The organism is Myxococcus dinghuensis (assembly GCF_024198235.1).
Taxonomy (GTDB): domain Bacteria; phylum Myxococcota; class Myxococcia; order Myxococcales; family Myxococcaceae; genus Myxococcus; species Myxococcus dinghuensis.
Window position 1 is genome coordinate 1 of record NZ_JAKCFB010000011.1, and the last position, 17,483, is coordinate 17,483.

The window sequence follows — 17,483 nt, forward strand, 5'->3', positions numbered from 1 at the left end:
CTCCGCCCGCCGTCGTGGCGGAGCCCACGCCCGCGCCCGCCGTCGCCCCGCCGGAGCCCGTGGCGACGCCCGCCGCCGCCTCCACCGCGCCCACGACGGTGGCCCAGGCCGCCGTGGCCGGCAAGGGTGAGCTCGACATCACCTCGCCCGCCCTCTACGGCGAGGTCTGGGTCAACAACCGCCCCTACGGCTTCCCTCCCCTCATCGCGCAGGACATCCCCGCGGGCACCGCTCGCGTGGAGGTCCGCGTCAACGGCCAGGTGAAGCGACGCATGAGCGTCGCCGTCGAGCCGGGCCGCCGCGTCGCCGTGCGCGTGCGCTGACCCACCCCCCAGCGCACCGCGACATCCCTTCCCCGTTGGACGAGGGCCCCCCGCCGCCCACGCCCCGTCCATGTCCCGAGGTCCCCTGAATGCGTCTCACACCCTGGTCTCGTCGCTCCTTGTTGCTGATGCTCCTCGCGGGCGCGCCTCCCGCCCTGGCACAGTGGGAGGACGTCCCGCCGCCCGCGGCCGCCCACCCGCCGCCGGCCGCCACGACGCCCGCCGCGACGACGCCCGCAGAGGGCACCGCGGAGACGCTGCCGCTCGAGGAGGACGCGGACGTGCACAGCCAGGTGGCGTCGTTCGCCATCACCAAGCTGCGGGACTCGCCGGCGGTGGTGACGTCGATGACGTCGGAGGAGATCCGCAACTCCGGCGCCCGCGACCTGATGGACCTGCTGCTGCAGATTCCGGGCTTCTTCTTCGGCGTGGACACGCAGGGCGCGGTGGGCCCGGGCTTCCGGGGCCTGTGGGGGTACGAGGGCAAGGTGCTGCTGGTCGTGGACGGCAAGGAGCTCAACGAGCAGCTCTACTCCACGATGCAGCTGGGCAACGAGCTTCCCATCGAGCTCATCGAGCGCATCGAGGTGGTGCGCGGCCCCGGCTCGGTCATCTACGGCGGCAACGCGGAGCTGGCGGTCATCAACGTCATCACCCGCGGCGTGCAGGGCAGCAGCGACCTGATGTTCGCGGGCACCTACGGGCAGCTCGAGTCCACGAACGGCCACCGCAGCGTGACGCTGTCGGGCCGCAAGGTGTTCGAGTCCGCGCCGGGCCTGAGCGTGTTCGCGTCCGCGTCGCTGGGGCAGGGCCAGCGCAGCGACGCGCGGTTCCAGGACTTCTTCGGCAACACCGCGGAGATGGGGGGCAACACGAAGCTGGACCCCACCACGGTGCAGGCGGGCGTGGGCTACAAGGACTTGCAGTTGAGCGTGCTGTACCAGCGCTTCAACACGTCGGCCATCGTCGCCTATGACGAGGTGCTGGCCGCGCCCGCGAAGACGGACTTCGAGTCGTTCCACGCGGAGCTGAGCAACCGCTTCCGTCCGAGCGACCGGCTGGAGATCATCCCGCGCTTCAACCTGACCATCTCCGAGCCCTTCCGCGACGCGGACCAAGCCTCCGAGTACTACTACCAGAAGCAGGTGCGGCGGATTCGCGGCCGGACGATGGCGCGCTGGGCGGCGCTGGACTGGCTGCAGTTGACGGGCGGCGTGGACGTCGCGTCGGACCAGGGCGAGCTGAAGGGGCCGGCGGGCGTGGGACTCCAGACGGCGTTCGGCGCGGACGAGGAGGAAAGCGTCTCGTACCTGAACGTGGCGGGCTTCGTGGAGGCGTTCTCGGAGAACCCCATCGTCACGGTGGTGGCGGGCGCGCGCTACGAGAACCACAGCGAGTTCGGCAGCTCGTTCGTGCCCCGGCTGGTGCTCCTGCGCGGCTTCGGGCCGTTCAGCGCGAAGGCGCTCTTCAGCCGCGCGTTCCGGGCGCCGGGCATCGAGAACATCAGCCTGGGCGCGGACGTGAAGCCGGAACGGACCACCGTGTACGAACTGGAGGGCACGCTGCGCTTCGGCGAGGGGCACGCGGTGAGCGCGAACGTGTTCGACGTGGCGGTGTCCGACCCCATCATCTACTCGTACGACGCGGTGGCGAACGAGGAGCTGTACCGCAACCTGGGGCGCCTGGGCAGCCGGGGCGTGGAGCTGGACTACCACCTCAAGGGGAGCTGGGGACGGCTGGGATTGAGCTACTCGTTCTACGCGCCGTCGGGCCGCAACGACGTGGCGGACTACCAGGTGCCGGGGCACTCCAACGCCTTCACGGGCATGCCCACGCACAAGGCGTCGGTGACGGGCAGCTTCAAGGTGTTGCCCTGGGTGACGGTGAGCCCCACGGCGGCGCTGGTGGGGCGGCGCTTCGCGGTGGACGTGCCGGATGACGACGGCGTCTCCGCGGTGGAGGAGCTGCCCACGCAGGTGCTGCTCAACCTCTTCGTGCGCGCGGAGAACGTGGGCACGCAGGGCCTGGAGATCGGCGCGGGCGTCTACAACATCACCGGGACGAACTTCCGCATCGCCCAGCCCTACAACGGCGGCCACGCCCCCCTGCCCGTGTTCTCCCGCGAGTTCATGGTGAAGCTCAGCTACCTCTTCGAGCCAGGCTACACCGACCTGGGAGAGTGACGTCCCCGCGAGCCCGGGGACCTCACGCTCCCGGGCCCGCGTCTTCCTTCGCCGCGAGCTTGCGCTCGGTCTCCGCCAACCACTCGCGGAAGCCCTCGAGCTGCGCCTCCCGGTAGGCGGGGTCCTTCCCTCGGATGTCGCCGTCCGAGAGGTAATGGTAGAAGTGCTCGTCCAGCGCCTCGTGGACCTCGGGCGTGGCGGTCTTCAGCCGGCGAATCAGCTCGAGCGACGCCTCCACCCACGGCCCGACCTGCGCCTTCGTCGTCGGGTCGCGCTCCAGCAGCGACCGCACCCGGCGAAGCAGCTCCTCCAAATCCATCGTCGTCGTCATCGCTCCTCCCAGCCGGACCCCGTTTCAGCACGGAGGCGCCGGAGGGACGAGCAGCTTCTTCTCCCGACGCCGCGTGCATTTGGACCACCGCGTCAAGAAGACAGACATCCACGCTTGCTTGCATTCGCGCCGACGTCGCTGGTACTTTCTTCGTCACTCGAACGAACGCGATTCACGTTCGTGACGGAATGACGGTGGGCCCCGGGGGTGTGGGCGGATGGGCACGGCGTGATTCACCGCATTCTCCTCTGACGCAGAACGACGCTCTTGACGCACCGCTCCACGCGGTCCCTGGACGTGTGCGCCTCGCGGTTACTTCGCAGTACGAACGAAGTTTTCCAGCAAGGGAGGGGAAGTCCCATGCAACACCCCAAGCGTTTCGCCTGGTCGTGGGCCGTGGCGGGAGTGGTCGCCGGAGTCACGCTGCTCGGAGCCTGTGATCCGGAGGACGAGGGGAACGACCCCCTCCCCGACGCGGGCACGCAACCCGACTCCGGCACGAAGCCCGACTCCGGCACCCCCGACTCCGGCGCACCGGACTCCGGGACACCCGACTCCGGCGCGCCCGACTCCGGCACCACGCCCGACGGGGGCGGAGAGCCCGACTCCGGCACCACGCCCGACTCCGGCACGCCCGACGCGGGCCCCACCGTGAAGCTGCCCCTGCCGGTGGACGGCACCTGGATTCCCGGCGGCTACATGGGTGACGGCGCGAGCAACCTCGTCACGGATGAAGTCGAGTGCGCCGCGACGCGCCCCGGCACCGGCAAGGGCACCTGCCACAAGTTCACCTACACCGCGGGCGGACAGAACTGGGCCGGCGTCTGGTGGCAGTACCCCGAAGGCAACTGGGGCGACCTGCCCGGCTTCGAGGTCCCGGATGGCGCGTCCGTCCTCTCCTTCTACGCGTGGGGCGCGTCCGGCGGCGAGGTCGTCAAGTTCCTGGTGGGCCTGAGCACGAAGGCCGACGGATTCACCATGGATACCGGCGACATCACCCTCACCGCGGAGCCAAAGGAGTACACAATCGACGTCAGCCGCGTCCGGTATCGGAAGGTGGCGGGTGGCTTTGGCTGGGTGACGGGGGGCAGGACGACTCCCATCGTCTTCTTCCTCGACGACATCCAGTGGCGGTGACCACCCGCCTTCGCTTCCGCGCGGCGGAACGGAGCGTACGAGGACGATGAAAGTGGGAACGGCGGCACTGACGGTCGACGCGGCGGGCATGCGGGCGCAGAACAGCAGCCTGTTGCTCAACATGATCTGGCGCGAGCGTCAGATCTCCCGGGCGGAGATTGCCCGGAGGACGGAGCTCAGCCCGTCGACCGTGTCCGCCATCGTCGCGGACCTGGAGCACTCCGGCCTGGTGCGCAGCATCGGCGCCGGGGTGTCTCGCGGCGGCCGTCGGCCCACCCTCATCGGCTTCCGGGATGACGCCTTCAACATCATCGGCGTGGAGCTGGGCGCCACCCACGTCACCGTGGTCCTCACCGACCTGCGCGGCCGCGTGCGCACCACGCGCAACTCGCCGCAGCAGGTGCGCAACGACCCGGAGGGCACGCTGAAGGCCGTGCGCGCCCTGGTGCAGGAGTGCCTGGACGCCGAGCGCGTGCCCAAGCGCTCCGTGGTGGGCATGGGCGTCGCCGTCCCCAGCCCGGTGCACCCGTCCGCGCCGGGGAAGATGTCGCCGCTCATCCTGCCGGCGTGGCGCGGCTACGACGTGCAGGACGCGCTGCGCGGCACGTTCGACATGCCCGTGTTCGTGGACAACGACGCGAACCTGGGCGCGCTGTCGGAGTGCTACTGGGGCGCGGGCGTGGGGGGCGAGGACCTGACGTACATCAAGCTGGCCACGGGCATCGGCTCCGGCCACATCATCCACGGGGACGTCTACCGCGGCGCCGGCGGCACCGCGGGGGAGATTGGCCACATCGCCGTGGACTCGGCGGGCCCGCCGTGCCTGTGCGGGCTGCGCGGCTGCCTGGTGACGCTCATCGGGTCGGGGGCGCTGGTGGAGCGCGCGCGCGAGCTGATGGGCTCCAAGGGCCGCAAGGCGCCCACCATCCGCGAAATCGTCGAGGGCGCCCGCGCGGGGGACCCGGCCGCGCGCACCATCATCGACGGGCTGGGCCAGTACCTGGGCATCGCCGTGGCGGGCCTGCTCAACCTGCTCAACCCCGCCATCGTCGTGCTCGGCGGGGAGATTTCGTCCGTGGGAGACCTCCTGCTGGACCCCTTGCGCGCGTCCGTGCGCAAGCGCGCGCTGTCCACCTCCATGGCGGAGACGCGCATCGTGACCTCCGCGCTGGGCGACAAGGCCATCGCGGTGGGCGCCGCCACGCTCGTGCTCCAGGCCGCCCTGCGCAGCCGGGCGCTGTTCCCACCCCAACACGTCGGAAGGACTCCTGCATGACGACCCGCCGCCTTCTCCCGTGGCTCGCGGCCCTGGGGGCCCTGGCCTGTGACCCGGCCCGGAACGGACGCGCCGACCCGCCCCCCACCACGGCGCAGCCGTCCCACGCGGACTGGCGGCTGGTCTGGCAGGACGAGTTCGACGGAGCCCAGGGCAGCCTGCCCTCCCCCGAGCGGTGGCAGGCGGACGTGGGCGGCGACGGTTGGGGCAATGGCCAGTACGAGCACAACACGGCCCGGGCGGAGAACGCGTCGTTGGATGGTGAGGGGCACCTGCTCATCACCGCGCGGCGCGAGCAGTACGGCGGCAACGACTTCACCTCCGCGCGCATCAACACGCGCGGGCGCTTCGAGCCCACCTACGGCCGCTTCGAGGCGCGCATCCAGCTGCCCACGGGCAAGGGCATCTGGCCCGCGTTCTGGATGCTCGGCGCGGACTTCCAGAAGGTGGGTTGGCCCGCGTGCGGTGAAATCGACATCATGGAGCACCGGGGGCAGCTGCCCGCCATCGTCCGCGGCTCGCTGCACGGCCCGGGCTACTCCGGCGGAGAGAACCTGGGCGCCGAGCACGTCGTCAGCGGCGGCAAGCTGTACGAGGACTACCACCTCTACGCCGTGGAGTGGGACCCGGAGCGCATCCGCTGGCTGGTGGACGGCGTCGTCTACTTCGAGGTGACGCCGAAGGACCTGCCCGCGGGCAAGCGCTGGGTCTTCGACCATCCCCACTTCCTCATCCTGAATGTCGCGGTGGGCGGCAACTTCGTGGGCCCCATCGACGGCACCACGCAGTTCCCCCAGGTGATGCGCGTCGACTACGTGCGCGCCTACACGAGGGTGGAATGAGCTCCGCGCGCTGGCTGCTCCCGCTGCTGGCGCTGTTCGCCACCGGGGGCTGCGAGCTGGAGCCACGGCCGCGCCCGCCGGGGACGCTGTTCGTCTCCGTCGAGCAGCGCAGCGCGTGGGTGCGCAACTTCAACCCGCTGTTCGCGGGCGCCGGCTCGCGCTGGCCCACGCGCGCGGGCGTCTACGAGTGCCTGGAGCTGTACACGCCCTCCACCGGCGGCTACCAGCCGTGGCTCGCCACCGGCCACACGTGGTCAGAGGACCGCCGCACGCTGCGCTTCACCCTGCGCGACGGCGTGCGCTGGTCCGACGGCCGGCGCTTCACCGCCGAGGACGTGGCGTACACGTTCCAGCTCCTGCGCAAGCACGCGGCGCTCGACGCGGGCGGCGTGTGGCGCTTCCTGTCGGAGGTGCGCGCCGAGGACGAGCACACGGTGGCCTTCACCTTCTCGCGCGTCTTCATCCCCGGCTTCGGGGACCTGGCCGCGCAGCCCATCGTCCCGCGCCACGTCTGGGAGAAGGTCGGGGACCCCGTCACGTTCACCAACCCGACCCCGGTGGCCACCGGCCCCTTCACGGAGGTGAACGTCTTCCGCAACCAGGTGTTCGAGCTGGGGCGCAATCCCTACTACTGGCAGAAGGGCAAGCCCGCCGTCCGCGCGCTGCGCTTCCTGGCCTTCCCCACCAACGACCAGGCCAACCTCGCGTTGGTGGAGGGCGAGGTGGACTGGGCCGGCAACTTCATCCCGGCGGTGGACCGCACCTTCGTCTCGAAGGACCCGGCGCACCACGCCCGCTGGTTCCCGCTGTTCGGCAGCACCGTCTTCCTCTACCCCAACACCACCCTGCCGCCGCTGGACGACGTGCGCGTGCGCAAGGCGCTGAGCATGGCGCTGGACCGGGAGCGGCTCGTCGAGATCGCGATGTACGGCTACACGCGGCCGGCGGACGCCACCGGGCTCAACGACGCGTACGCCACCTGGCGCGACGCGGACGTGGCCGACGACGCGTGGGTGCGCCACGACGCGAAGGAGGCCGCGCGCCTGCTCGACGAGGCGGGGCTGAGGCTCGGCGCGGACGGCGTGCGGCGCCGGCCGGACGGCTCGCCGCTGGCGTTGGACATCGAGGTGGTGGGCGGCTGGTCGGACTGGGTGCGCGCCGGACAGGTGGTGGCGCGGGACCTGCGCAAGCTGGGCGTCCAGGCGCACCTGCGCACGTACGAGTTCGGCGCGTGGCAGGAGCGGCTCCAGAAGGGCGAGTTCCAGCTCTCCATCTCCTGGTCGCTGGACGGGCCCACGCCGTACACCTTCTACAAGTGGATGTTGTCCTCGGCCACGGTGCGGCCGGTGGGCGAGGTGGCGGCGTCCAACTGGCAGCGCTTCGGCGACCCGGAGACGGACGCGCTGCTGGAGCGCTTCGAGGCCACGGACGCGCGCGCGGAGCAGCAGGCGCTGATGGTCCAGGTGCAGCGGCGCTTCTCGGAGACGGCGCCGGCCATCCCCCTGTTCCCCAACCCGTCCTGGGGCGAGGCCAACTCCAAGCGCTTCACGGGCTTCCCCACCGAGACGGACCCGTACGCCCGGCTGTCGCCGCACGCCGAGCCGGACAGCCTGCTCGTCCTCACGCGGCTCGCCCCGAGGAGCCCCTGACCATGCACTACGTGCTCCGCAGGCTCGGCTTCTACCTGCTCGCGGCCTGGGCGTCGCTGACGATGAACTTCGTCATCCCCCGGCTGACGCCCGGGGACCCGGCGACGGCGATGTTCGCCCGCTTCGAGGGGCGCCTGTCGCCGGACGCGCTCGTCGCGCTGCGCGCCGCCTTCGGCTTCACCGAGGCGCCCTGGCACGTGCAGTACCTCACCTACCTGAAGCACCTGCTCACCGGGGACATGGGCCTGTCGTACGCCTACTACCCGTCGCCCGTGACGGAGGTCATCGGCACGGGGCTCTTGTGGACGGTGGGGCTGGCCGGGTGCGCGGTGGTCATCAGCTTCGCGGTGGGCACGACGCTGGGCGTGCTGGCGGCGTGGAACCGGGGCGGGTGGCTGGACTCCGCGCTGGCGCCGGTGCTGGCCTTCCTGGGGGCGTTCCCCTACTTCTGGCTGGCCATGCTGGCCCTGTACCTCTTCGGGTTCGGGCTGGGCTGGTTCCCGCTGCGGCACGCGTACTCGCACGACCTGGAGCCGGGGCTGACGCTCGCGTTCCTGGCGGACATGGGGCGGCACGCGGTGCTGCCGGCGACCTCCATCGTCGTGGCCACGCTGGGCGGATGGATGCTGAGCATGCGCAACACCATGGTGGCGGTGCTGGGCACGGACACGCTCCGGCTGGCGCACGCCAAGGGCCTGCCGGCCCGACAGGTGATGTGGCGCTACGCCGCGCGCAACGCGCTGCTGCCCAACGTCACCGGCTTCGGCATGGCGCTGGGCTTCGTGCTCAGCGGCTCGCTGCTGACGGAGATCGTCTTCTCGTACCCGGGCACCGGCTACCTGCTCATCCTCGCGGTGCGCAACCAGGACTACCCCCTGATGCAGGGGCTCTTCCTCGTCATCACCCTGGCGGTGCTCGCCGCGAACTTCGCCGTGGACCTGCTCTGCCTCTGGCTGGACCCGAGGACCCGCGCCCATGCGTGACGCCATCCGACGCCTGCTCCGCCAGCGCAAGGCGGCGGTGGGAGCCAGCATCCTCCTGGGCTTCCTCGTGCTCGCGCTGGTGGGTCCGTTCTTCGTGCAGGACCCGACGGAGCTGCTGGGCCAGCCACACCAGCCGCCCTCCGGCGCGCACCTGCTGGGCACGACGGGCCAGGGCCAGGACGTGCTCGCGCAGACGGTGGTGGGCGCGCGGGAGACGCTGGCCATCGGCTTCACGGTGGGGGCGCTCGTCACGTTGGTGGGCGCGCTGGTGGGCGTCACGGCCGGCTACCTGGGCCGACGCGTGGACGACGCGCTGACGCTCACCACCAACGTGTTCCTGGTCATCCCCGGCCTGCCGCTGGCCATCGTGCTGGGGGCCTACCTGCCCTCCGGGCCGCTGCGCATGGTGGTGGTGCTCACCTTCGCGGGCTGGGCGTGGAACGCGCGCATCTTCCGCTCGGAGGCGCTGTCCCTGCGCGGCCGGGACTTCGTCGCGGCGGCGGTGGTGGCGGGCGAGAGCCACGCGCGCATCATCACCCGCGAGCTGTTGCCCAACATGGCGTCGCTGGTGGCGTCGTCCTTCATCGGCAACACGCTGTACGCGGTGGGCGCCCAGGTGGGCCTGGAGTTCCTGGGGCTGGGCGACGTGGGCGCGGTGACGTGGGGCACCAACCTGTACTGGGCCGGCAACGACGCGGCGCTCCTGACGCGCTCGTGGTGGATCTTCGTCCCCACGGGCCTGTGCATCGCGCTGGTGGGCTTCTCGCTGACGCTGCTCAGCTCCGCCATCGACGAGCTGACCAACCCCGCCCTGCGCCTGCCGCCCCGCGCGCCCGAGGCCCGGCCCGCCGCCACGCCCGTGCACCTGGCCCCGGAGGCCGGCGCGCTCCTGAGCGTGCGCGAGCTGAGCATCGAGTTCACGACGGAAGGCGGCCTCACGCGCGCGGTGGACCAGGTGTCGCTCGACATCGCCCCGGGCGAAATCCTCGGCCTCGCGGGGGAGTCCGGCAGCGGCAAGTCCACGCTGGGCTCCGCGCTGCTGCGCCTGCTGCCTCCGGCCGCGGCCATCACCCAGGGGCGCGTGTTCTTCGAGGGCGTGGACGTCACCGCGTTGTCGCCCGAAGCGCTCCGCGCTTTCAGGTGGAGCCGTGTGTCCATGGTGTTCCAGAGCGCGATGAGCGCGCTCAACCCGGTGCTGCCCCTGGGCGAGCAGTTCCACGACACGCTGGCCGCGCACGACCGCACCGGTTCGCGGGCCGCGTCCTACGCCAGGGCCCGCGAGCTGCTGGCCATGGTGGGGCTGAAGCCGGAGCTGGTGGACGCGTGGCCGCACCAGCTCTCCGGCGGCATGCGCCAGCGCGTGGGCATCGCCCTGGCGCTCGCGCTGGAGCCGCGGCTCATCGTCATGGACGAGCCCACCACCGCGCTGGACGTGGTGGTGCAGAAGGAGCTGCTCCAGCGCGTCGTCGAGCTGAAGGCGCGCCTGGGCTTCGCGATCCTCTTCATCACCCATGACCTGCCGCTGCTGCTCGCGCTGGCGGACCGCGTGGGCATCCTCCAGGCGGGGAAGCTGGTGGAGGTGGACACCGCGCAGCGGCTGCGCACGGAGGCCCGCCACCCGTACACGCGACTGCTCCTGTCGTCCTTCCCCCACCTGGGCGCGGACGACGTCCCGCCGCCGGCCGCGGACGTGCTGGAGCAGGCGACCGCCACGAACAAACCCGGCCTCGCCGCGCTGCCCGGAGGTCGTCGATGAACACGCCCCTCCTCGAGGCCCGCCGCCTCACGCGAAGCTTCCCCGTGGGAGGCCTGCTGTCGCGCGAGCGGCGCACCGTGCTCCGCGACGTGTCCTTCACCCTGGAGCGGGGCGAGACGGTCGCGCTCGTCGGGGAGTCCGGCAGCGGCAAGAGCACGCTGGCCCGGCTGCTGGCGAGGTTGGACACGCCGGACGCGGGTGACCTCCGCCTGGGCGGAGAGGACGTGCTGGCCCGCAGCGGGCGCGCGGCCTCGCTGGCGTACCGGGGGCGGGTGCAGATGGTCTTCCAGGACCCGTTCGCCTCGCTCAACCCCGTGCACACGGTGGCCTACCACCTGGAGCGCTCGCTGCTGCGCCACCGTCGGGCCTCGGGCGCGGACCTCACGCCCCGGGTGCATGCGCTGCTGGAGTCGGTGGGGCTGACGCCCGCGGAGCAGCTGGCGCGGAGGTTCCCCCACGAGCTGTCCGGCGGGCAGCGTCAGCGCGTGGCGGTGGCCCGGGCGCTGGCGGTGGAGCCGGAGGTCATCATCGCGGACGAGCCCACCTCCATGCTGGACGTGTCCACGCGGCGCGGGGTGCTCCAGTTGCTCAAGGGCCTGACGCGCGAGCGGGGCATCGGCATCCTCTTCATCACCCACGACCTGGCGAGCGCGCACCACCTCGCCGACCGCGTGCTCGTGCTCTACGCGGGCAGCGTGGTGGAGACGGGCCCCACGCGCGAGGTGCTGCGCACGCCACGTCACCCCTACACGCGGCTGTTGCTGTCGGCCGTGCCGGACGGCGCGGACTTCCTGCGCACGCCCCTGCCCGCGCGCACGCCGGCGGGGCCCGCGCCCCCCCTGGGGTGTGCCTTCGCGCCCCGCTGTCCCCACGCCGACGTGCGCTGCCACGACGCGGCGCCCCCCCTTCACCTTCCCGCGGCGGAGCACCTCGTCCGCTGCCACCTCGAGTCCTCGAAAGGAGTCGCTGACGATGCGGCAGTTCCCTCATGACTTCGTGTGGGGTGTGGCCACCTCCTCGTACCAGATTGAAGGCGCCGTCGACGAAGACGGTCGCGGTGAATCCATCTGGGACCGGTTCTCCGCCACGCCGGGCAAGATCGCCGACGGCACCTCCGGTGAGGTGGCGTGCGACCACTACCATCGCTGGCGCGAGGACGTGGAGCTGATGCGGTGGATGGGCCTGAAGGCCTACCGCTTCTCCATCGCGTGGCCTCGCATCCTCCCCCTGGGGCGCGGACGGGTGAACCCGGCCGGGCTCGACTTCTACTCACGACTGGTGGACGGCCTGCTGGAGGCCCGCATCGAGCCGGTCGTCACCCTGTACCACTGGGACCTGCCGCAGGTGCTCCAGGACCAGGGCGGCTGGGCCTCTCGCGACACGGTGGGCGCGTTCGTCGAATACGCGGACATCGTCAGCCAGAAGCTCGGCGACCGGGTGAAGCGCTGGATTACGCACAACGAGCCGTGGTGCATCAGCGTCCTCGGCTACGCCAACGGGGAGCACGCGCCCGGCATCAAGGACTGGAGCCAGGCGCTGGCGGCGGCGCACCACACGCTGCTGTCCCATGGACAGGCGGTGCCCGTCATCCGCTCGAACGTGCGGGACGCCGAGGTGGGCATCACCCTCAACCTGGTGCCCGCGGAGCCCGCGTCGCCCAGCCTGGAGGACCTGGACGCGTGCCGGTCGTTCGACGGCGGGTTCAACCGCTGGTACCTCGACCCGCTCTACGGCCGGGGCTACCCGAAGGACGTCGTCGCGGACCACGTCGCGGCGGGGCGGCTGAAGTCGGACGTGTTGCCGTTCGTGCGCGAGGGCGACCTGGCGGACATGGCCACGCCCATCGACTTCCTGGGGGTCAACTACTACAACCGCGCCGTCCTGCGCAGCGACCGCATCCCCGAGTCGCAGAACGCGCCGCGCACGGTCCACGTCTCCGACGACAAGACGGACATGGACTGGGAGGTGTACGCCAGCGGGCTCACCCGCCTGCTCGTGCGGCTGCACCAGGACTACGCGCCGGGCCGCCTCTACGTCACGGAGAACGGCGCCGCGTACGCCACCGGGCCGGACGCGGACGGCCGCGTGCGTGACACCAAGCGCGTGCACTACCTGCGCACGCACCTGGAGGCGTCGCTCGAGGCCATCCAGCAAGGCGTCCCGCTCCATGGCTACTTCGCCTGGTCGCTGATGGACAACTTCGAGTGGGCGTGGGGCTACCAGAAGCGCTTCGGCATGGTCTACGTCGACTACGCCACCCAGAAGCGCATCCCCAAGGACAGCGCGCACCTGTACCGCGCCGTGGTGGCCCAGAACGGGCTGGATGTGGAGCTGGCCGCATGAGACTGCCCTTCCTCACCCCCCTCCTCGTGGTCGCGCTGCACCAGACACCCGCCCTCGCCGGGCAGGCGGCCGCGCCCACCACGCCCACGGCCCAGCCCGCCGGGGGCCAACCGCAGGTGGCGCCGGTGGAGTCCACCCAGGCGCCCGCCGCGCCGCCCACGGGCGCCGCGCCCCCCACGGCGACGCCCGCCAGCGTCACGCCTCCGGAGCCCACGCCCGCGACCTCCGCGCACCAGCCGCTCACGCTCCCGACGGTGGACGTGCAGGCCGGCACGGAGAAGGCGCTGGTGGCGCGCATCGTCCATGACGACTCGGGCTTCAAGCTCCAGGTGGACGGGCGCGACTTCCTGCTGCGCGGCATGAACTGGGGCTATACGCCCATCGGCGAGAACTACCGGTACTCGCTGTGGAACCAGCCCGACGACTTCGTGCGCGCGGTGCTCAACCGGGAGATGACGCTGCTGCGCGACATGGGCGTCAACTCCATCCGCCAGTTCGACGACATCCCGCCGCGCTGGGTGGAGTACATCTACACGAACTACGGGGTCACCACGGTGGTGAACCCGCTGATGGGCCGCTACGGCGCGACCGTCAACGGCGCGTTCATCCCCAACATCGACTACGCCAACCCCGCGCACCGCAAGGCGCTGCTGGACGAGCTGGCGAAGAAGGTGGAGACGTACCGGGGCGTGCCGGGCGTGGTGCTGTGGCTGCTCGGCAACGAGAACAACTACGGCCTGCACTGGACGTCGTTCGAAATCGAGGCGCTCCCGGGGCCCGGGCAGGAGGACGCCGCGCGCGCGGTGAACCTCTACACGCTGATGAACGAGGCGGCGCGGACCATCAAGGCCCGTGACGCGAAGCACCCGGTGGCCCTGGCCAACGGCGACCTCCAGTACATCGACCTCATCGCGAAGTACGGGCAGGACATCGACATCCTCGGCGCCAACGTCTACCGCGGCCCCAGCGTGCGCGACCTGTTCGAGGAGGTGCTGCGCAAGACGGGCAAGCCGGTGCTGTTCTCGGAGTTCGGCGCGGACGCGTTCAACGCCAAGGAGGGGCGCGAGGACCACCTGGCGCAGGCGGAGTACCTGCGCCAGCAGTGGGAGGAGATCTACACCCAGACGTACGGCCAGGGCCGCGCGGCGAACTCGCTCGGGGGCTTCACGTTCCAGTGGGTGGACGGCTGGTGGAAGATGGGCCAGGAGGCCAACCTCTCCATCCACGACACGACGGCCTCGTGGCCCAACGGCGGCTACGCGGCGGACTTCGTGCCGGGCCAGAACAACATGAACGAGGAGTGGTTCGGCATCTGCGCCCTGGGGCAGCCGGACGACGCGGGCATCTCCCGCATCCAGCCGCGCACGGCCTACTACGTGCTCCAGGCCGCCTTCCGGCTGGACCCGTACGCGCCGGACACGGACCTGGACCGCATCCACGCGCACTTCTCCGCGCTGCGACCGTCGGAGCTGGCGAAGGGGTACGAGTCCTCCATCGCGCTGGCGAAGGCGGATGAGCTGAGCGCGGTGCGCGTCTCCAACCTGCGGCTGGTGCTCGACAGCAGCCTGTCGCGCGGCAGCATCGCGACGACGCGGCCCAACCTGACGGCGTCCGACCACACGGAGTCCATCTTCTTCGACCTGGCGCTCCAGCCGGCCACGGGGGTGTACGGGCGGGCGTCCTTCAACGTGGTGGGCAACGTCGCCACCAACCGCCTCAACAACCTCTTCTACGAGAACCGGGGCAACACGCCCGCGCCCACCACGCCCACGCCGGGCGCGGCGCCCACGCCGGGCGTCGGCGGCGCGCAGGTGACGGGGTTCGACCGCTTCGCGCTCTACCAGGCGGAGTTCAAGCTGGACCGCGCGGACTTCGCGCTCGACGGCTTCTACCGCGTGGGCCACTACCACTGGGGCGAGGAGGGCGACTTCTTCGGCCTGTATCGCGAGGCCAACTACGGGCCGAACGTCGACATCTACCACGGCAACGCGCCGTTCGGCGTCGTGCTCAGCGGCAAGCGCTCGTTCGAGGGGCTGAAGATCGCCGTCGGCCCGGAGCTGTACTGGGGCGCCAACCCGTCCATCGTGGCCAAGTACCGGCACGGCTTCGGGGACATGGCGGTGACGCTGGTGCACCAGGAGGACATCGCCCGGGGCGGCACGCAGACGACGGCCTCCGTCATCCGCGAGCGCGTGGCGCGCCGCACGGCGCTCACCTGGGAGTGGAACAAGGGGCCGCTCCAGCTCGACGTGGGCGGCATCCTCGCGGCGCCGCAGCGCATCGGCGAGGAGTTCACCTGGACGCGCGACACGTCCGGCCCCGGCTACATGGGCACGGGCCAGGAGGTGCTGCGGGACAAGGTCCAGTTCCTCGACACGCTCGGCGCGAAGGCGCGGGCCACGTATGACCTGGGCGGGGGCGTGCGGCTGTTCGCGCAGGGCTCCTTCCGTGGCCTCGTGGCGGACGGCGGTCCGGAGCCGAGCATCGTGCTGACGGGCTGGAGCCTGCGGGAGAGCGGGCGCGGAAACCACTTCGGCGCGCAGGCGGGCGCGGCGTTCCAGCTGGGAACCCTCGAGGTGGCGCCGAACCTCCTGTACCAGAAGCCGCTCATCGGCCCGAACCCGAACATCCCCGACCGGTTCGACCGGGAGACGGGCACGTACTACCCGGCCATCCGCGCGCGCAACGTGCTGGCGGATGCGTTCACGGTGCTCGACAACCGCGAGACGCTGGGCGCGGAGCTGCTCATCACGTTCGACCCGACGCCGGGCACGTGGTTCTGGCAGTGGGACCGGGAGATGCGCGAGGACGCGTTCTTCGCGGCGGGGCTGGACATCGTCTACCGGCGGCAGCCCACGTCGCGTGACGCGACCATCGCCATCCTCGCGGACGGCAGCGCGGTGGCCTTCGCGGGGGCGCCGCCGGCGCGGGACGAGTGGGAGGCGACGCTGCGCGCGGTGCTCAACCCCACGCAGCGGCTGAAGCTGTACGGCACGGCGTTCGTGGGCAGCAGCCTGTCCGCGGGCGAGGACGCGCGGCAGATCCACCGCTTCGGCCTGGACGCGTCGGCGCTGTACGACACGCTGTTGTTGTCCGCGCAGTTCCGGGTGAAGGACTGGGGCCCGTATGACTATCACCGGGTCTTCAACCTCACGTACCCGCTCCAGGTGGGGGGAGACCTGTCCTACGGGCTCAAGAAGCCGGTGCTCGGGACGGTGTCCACGCGCTTCGGTCTGCGAGGGCTGGTGCGCATGCTCGACGGGTATTCGGAGGGCATGAGCGAGACGGCCATCGCGGAGGGACTCGAGGGTCGCGAATACGAGGTGGGGGCCTATGCAATCCTGTCGCTCTGAGGGAGGACGTATGAGGACGTGTCTCCTGCTCGTCGCGGCGCTGGCCCTGTCCGGCTGCTACGACCGCGCGAGCTACGAATATGGCGAGTCGCTGGAGGACCTGACGCTGGCGGTCTACGACCCGACCGTGGGCGTCTACCCGAGCACGCTCGTGCTGGAGGACCCGAACAATCCGTTCGCGGACTCCATGCCGGGCGAGCTGACGAAGTGGGACATCCAGACCCACGCGGGGCCCGTGGCCGCGTTCTACGCGTGGGCGACGGTGCTCGCGCGGGGAGCGTATGGCGAGGCGCAGTACTACACGGCGCTCAACCTGGTCCGCGTGTACCAGAACGGGCTCGCGGCGCAGGAGGACCTGCCGGTGGTGCGGGAGATGGCCATCCGTGGCTACCAGGCCATGCTCGACAACTTCCCGGACGCGTGGGCGTACGACGCGTCGGGGCAGCCCGCGTACGACCTGGCGACGCCGGCCTACAAGGCCATCGTGGAGCTGGGCGGGACGGTCTCGGGAGGCTGGGTGCTGGTGCGGACCTCGAGCGGTACGGACAAGGCGGTGAGGCCATGAAGCGGACCGTGTGCATGCTGCTGCTGGCGGTGGCGTCGTGCCGCCCCGACCCGGGTGACTCCGACTACGAGAACCACCAGCCGACCGACCCGGACGGACCGGGACCGGGAGGAGAGGAGGAGATCCTCCCGGGGCCCTTCCCCTATCAGGCCGGACAGCGGCGCCTGGCGGTGGGCTTCTACGAGGGCGGCAAGTCCGAGGAGATCATCGTCAACGACGTGGACACGCACATCTACCTGTACGAGGGCACGGCCAACATCGAGTCGTCCACGACACGCATCGAGGGCAAGGTGGCTGACCGCGTCGTCCACACGGGCAAGACGTGGCTGGGCTTCGGCATCCACTGGGACACGCCCCACAACCTCGACGCGTGGAAGACGCTCCACGTCAGCCTCAACTCGGCGGACCCGGGGTTCTCCTCGGTGAAGATCGGCATGAGCGACACCAAGGGCATCCAGGTCGACGTGGGGAAGTACGGCTACGTCAACGACGGCCAGTGGCACCACGTGGCCATCCCCGTGTCGGATTTCACGGCGGCGGGCGTGAAGCTCAACGCCATCCAGGCCCCGTTCGTCTTCATCGCGGGCCAGGGCGCCGCGGGGAACTCGCTGCTGCTCGACAACCTGTACTTCACGGTGGACTGACGACGTCGGGCCGGGTGACGCGGCGGCGGATGGAGATGAGCCCGGAACTCCCACTGGAGCGCCGGGCTCTCTCCAACGTGTCGCACGTCGCTACCGGC

Annotated in this window: 13 protein-coding genes and 1 pseudogene; 13 read left to right on the forward strand and 1 reads right to left on the reverse strand. The window is 71.1% G+C overall.

Annotated elements, in window-relative coordinates; translation table 11 throughout:
* Both LZ198_RS16725 and LZ198_RS16730 read left to right on the forward strand, forming a co-directional pair.
* Positions 1 to 323 (forward strand): annotated as a pseudogene (locus tag LZ198_RS16725) (PEGA domain-containing protein); the annotation flags it as partial.
* A gap of 89 nt (positions 324 to 412) precedes the next feature.
* On the forward strand, positions 413 to 2,506 hold the full coding sequence (locus LZ198_RS16730; RefSeq protein ID WP_253972977.1) for a TonB-dependent receptor plug domain-containing protein: 2,094 nt from the start codon (positions 413 to 415) through the stop codon (positions 2,504 to 2,506).
* A 22-nt stretch (positions 2,507 to 2,528) separates the two neighbouring features.
* On the opposite strand, the gene LZ198_RS16735 is transcribed toward LZ198_RS16730, so the two are convergent.
* On the reverse strand, positions 2,529 to 2,837 hold the full coding sequence (locus LZ198_RS16735) for a hypothetical protein (RefSeq protein ID WP_253972978.1): 309 nt from the start codon (positions 2,835 to 2,837) through the stop codon (positions 2,529 to 2,531).
* Between the two features lie 360 nt (positions 2,838 to 3,197).
* On the opposite strand from LZ198_RS16735, the gene LZ198_RS16740 reads away from it, so the two are divergent.
* From LZ198_RS16740 to LZ198_RS16790, 11 genes are read left to right on the forward strand one after another with little or no spacing between them, the layout of a single operon-like run.
* Positions 3,198 to 3,974, forward strand: a complete 777-nt coding sequence (locus LZ198_RS16740; protein ID WP_253972979.1) for an ICP22 family protein — start codon at positions 3,198 to 3,200, stop codon at positions 3,972 to 3,974.
* A gap of 46 nt (positions 3,975 to 4,020) precedes the next feature.
* Positions 4,021 to 5,250 (forward strand): ROK family transcriptional regulator, encoded by a 1,230-nt coding sequence (locus LZ198_RS16745; protein WP_253972980.1) that lies wholly within the window; start codon positions 4,021 to 4,023, stop codon positions 5,248 to 5,250.
* Positions 5,247 to 6,092, forward strand: coding sequence for a glycoside hydrolase family 16 protein (locus LZ198_RS16750; RefSeq protein ID WP_253972981.1), 846 nt, complete (start codon positions 5,247 to 5,249; stop codon positions 6,090 to 6,092). Before LZ198_RS16745 ends, LZ198_RS16750 begins: the two co-directional genes overlap by 4 nt.
* Complete coding sequence (locus tag LZ198_RS16755) at positions 6,089 to 7,741, forward strand: ABC transporter substrate-binding protein (protein WP_253972982.1); 1,653 nt, start codon at positions 6,089 to 6,091, stop codon at positions 7,739 to 7,741. Before LZ198_RS16750 ends, LZ198_RS16755 begins: the two co-directional genes overlap by 4 nt.
* 2 nt (positions 7,742 to 7,743) lie before the next feature.
* Entirely contained in the window at positions 7,744 to 8,724 is a 981-nt protein-coding gene (locus LZ198_RS16760) for an ABC transporter permease (RefSeq protein WP_253972983.1), read from the forward strand.
* A complete protein-coding gene (locus tag LZ198_RS16765) occupies positions 8,717 to 10,480 on the forward strand; it encodes a dipeptide/oligopeptide/nickel ABC transporter permease/ATP-binding protein (protein ID WP_253972984.1) in 1,764 nt (587 codons plus the stop codon). The genes LZ198_RS16760 and LZ198_RS16765 overlap by 8 nt, the downstream gene beginning before the upstream one ends.
* A complete protein-coding gene (locus tag LZ198_RS16770) occupies positions 10,477 to 11,472 on the forward strand; it encodes an ABC transporter ATP-binding protein (RefSeq protein WP_253972985.1) in 996 nt (331 codons plus the stop codon). The genes LZ198_RS16765 and LZ198_RS16770 overlap by 4 nt, the downstream gene beginning before the upstream one ends.
* Positions 11,453 to 12,823 (forward strand): GH1 family beta-glucosidase, encoded by a 1,371-nt coding sequence (locus tag LZ198_RS16775; RefSeq protein ID WP_253972986.1) that lies wholly within the window; start codon positions 11,453 to 11,455, stop codon positions 12,821 to 12,823. Before LZ198_RS16770 ends, LZ198_RS16775 begins: the two co-directional genes overlap by 20 nt.
* Positions 12,820 to 16,176: a glycoside hydrolase 5 family protein gene (locus tag LZ198_RS16780; protein WP_253972987.1), complete on the forward strand. Its 3,357-nt coding sequence runs from the start codon at positions 12,820 to 12,822 to the stop codon at positions 16,174 to 16,176. Before LZ198_RS16775 ends, LZ198_RS16780 begins: the two co-directional genes overlap by 4 nt.
* Positions 16,177 to 16,186: 10 nt before the next feature.
* Positions 16,187 to 16,741, forward strand: a complete 555-nt coding sequence (locus LZ198_RS16785; protein ID WP_253972988.1) for a hypothetical protein — start codon at positions 16,187 to 16,189, stop codon at positions 16,739 to 16,741.
* Entirely contained in the window at positions 16,738 to 17,385 is a 648-nt protein-coding gene (locus LZ198_RS16790) for a hypothetical protein (protein ID WP_253972989.1), read from the forward strand. Before LZ198_RS16785 ends, LZ198_RS16790 begins: the two co-directional genes overlap by 4 nt.
* The last annotated feature ends 98 nt before the right edge of the window (positions 17,386 to 17,483 follow it).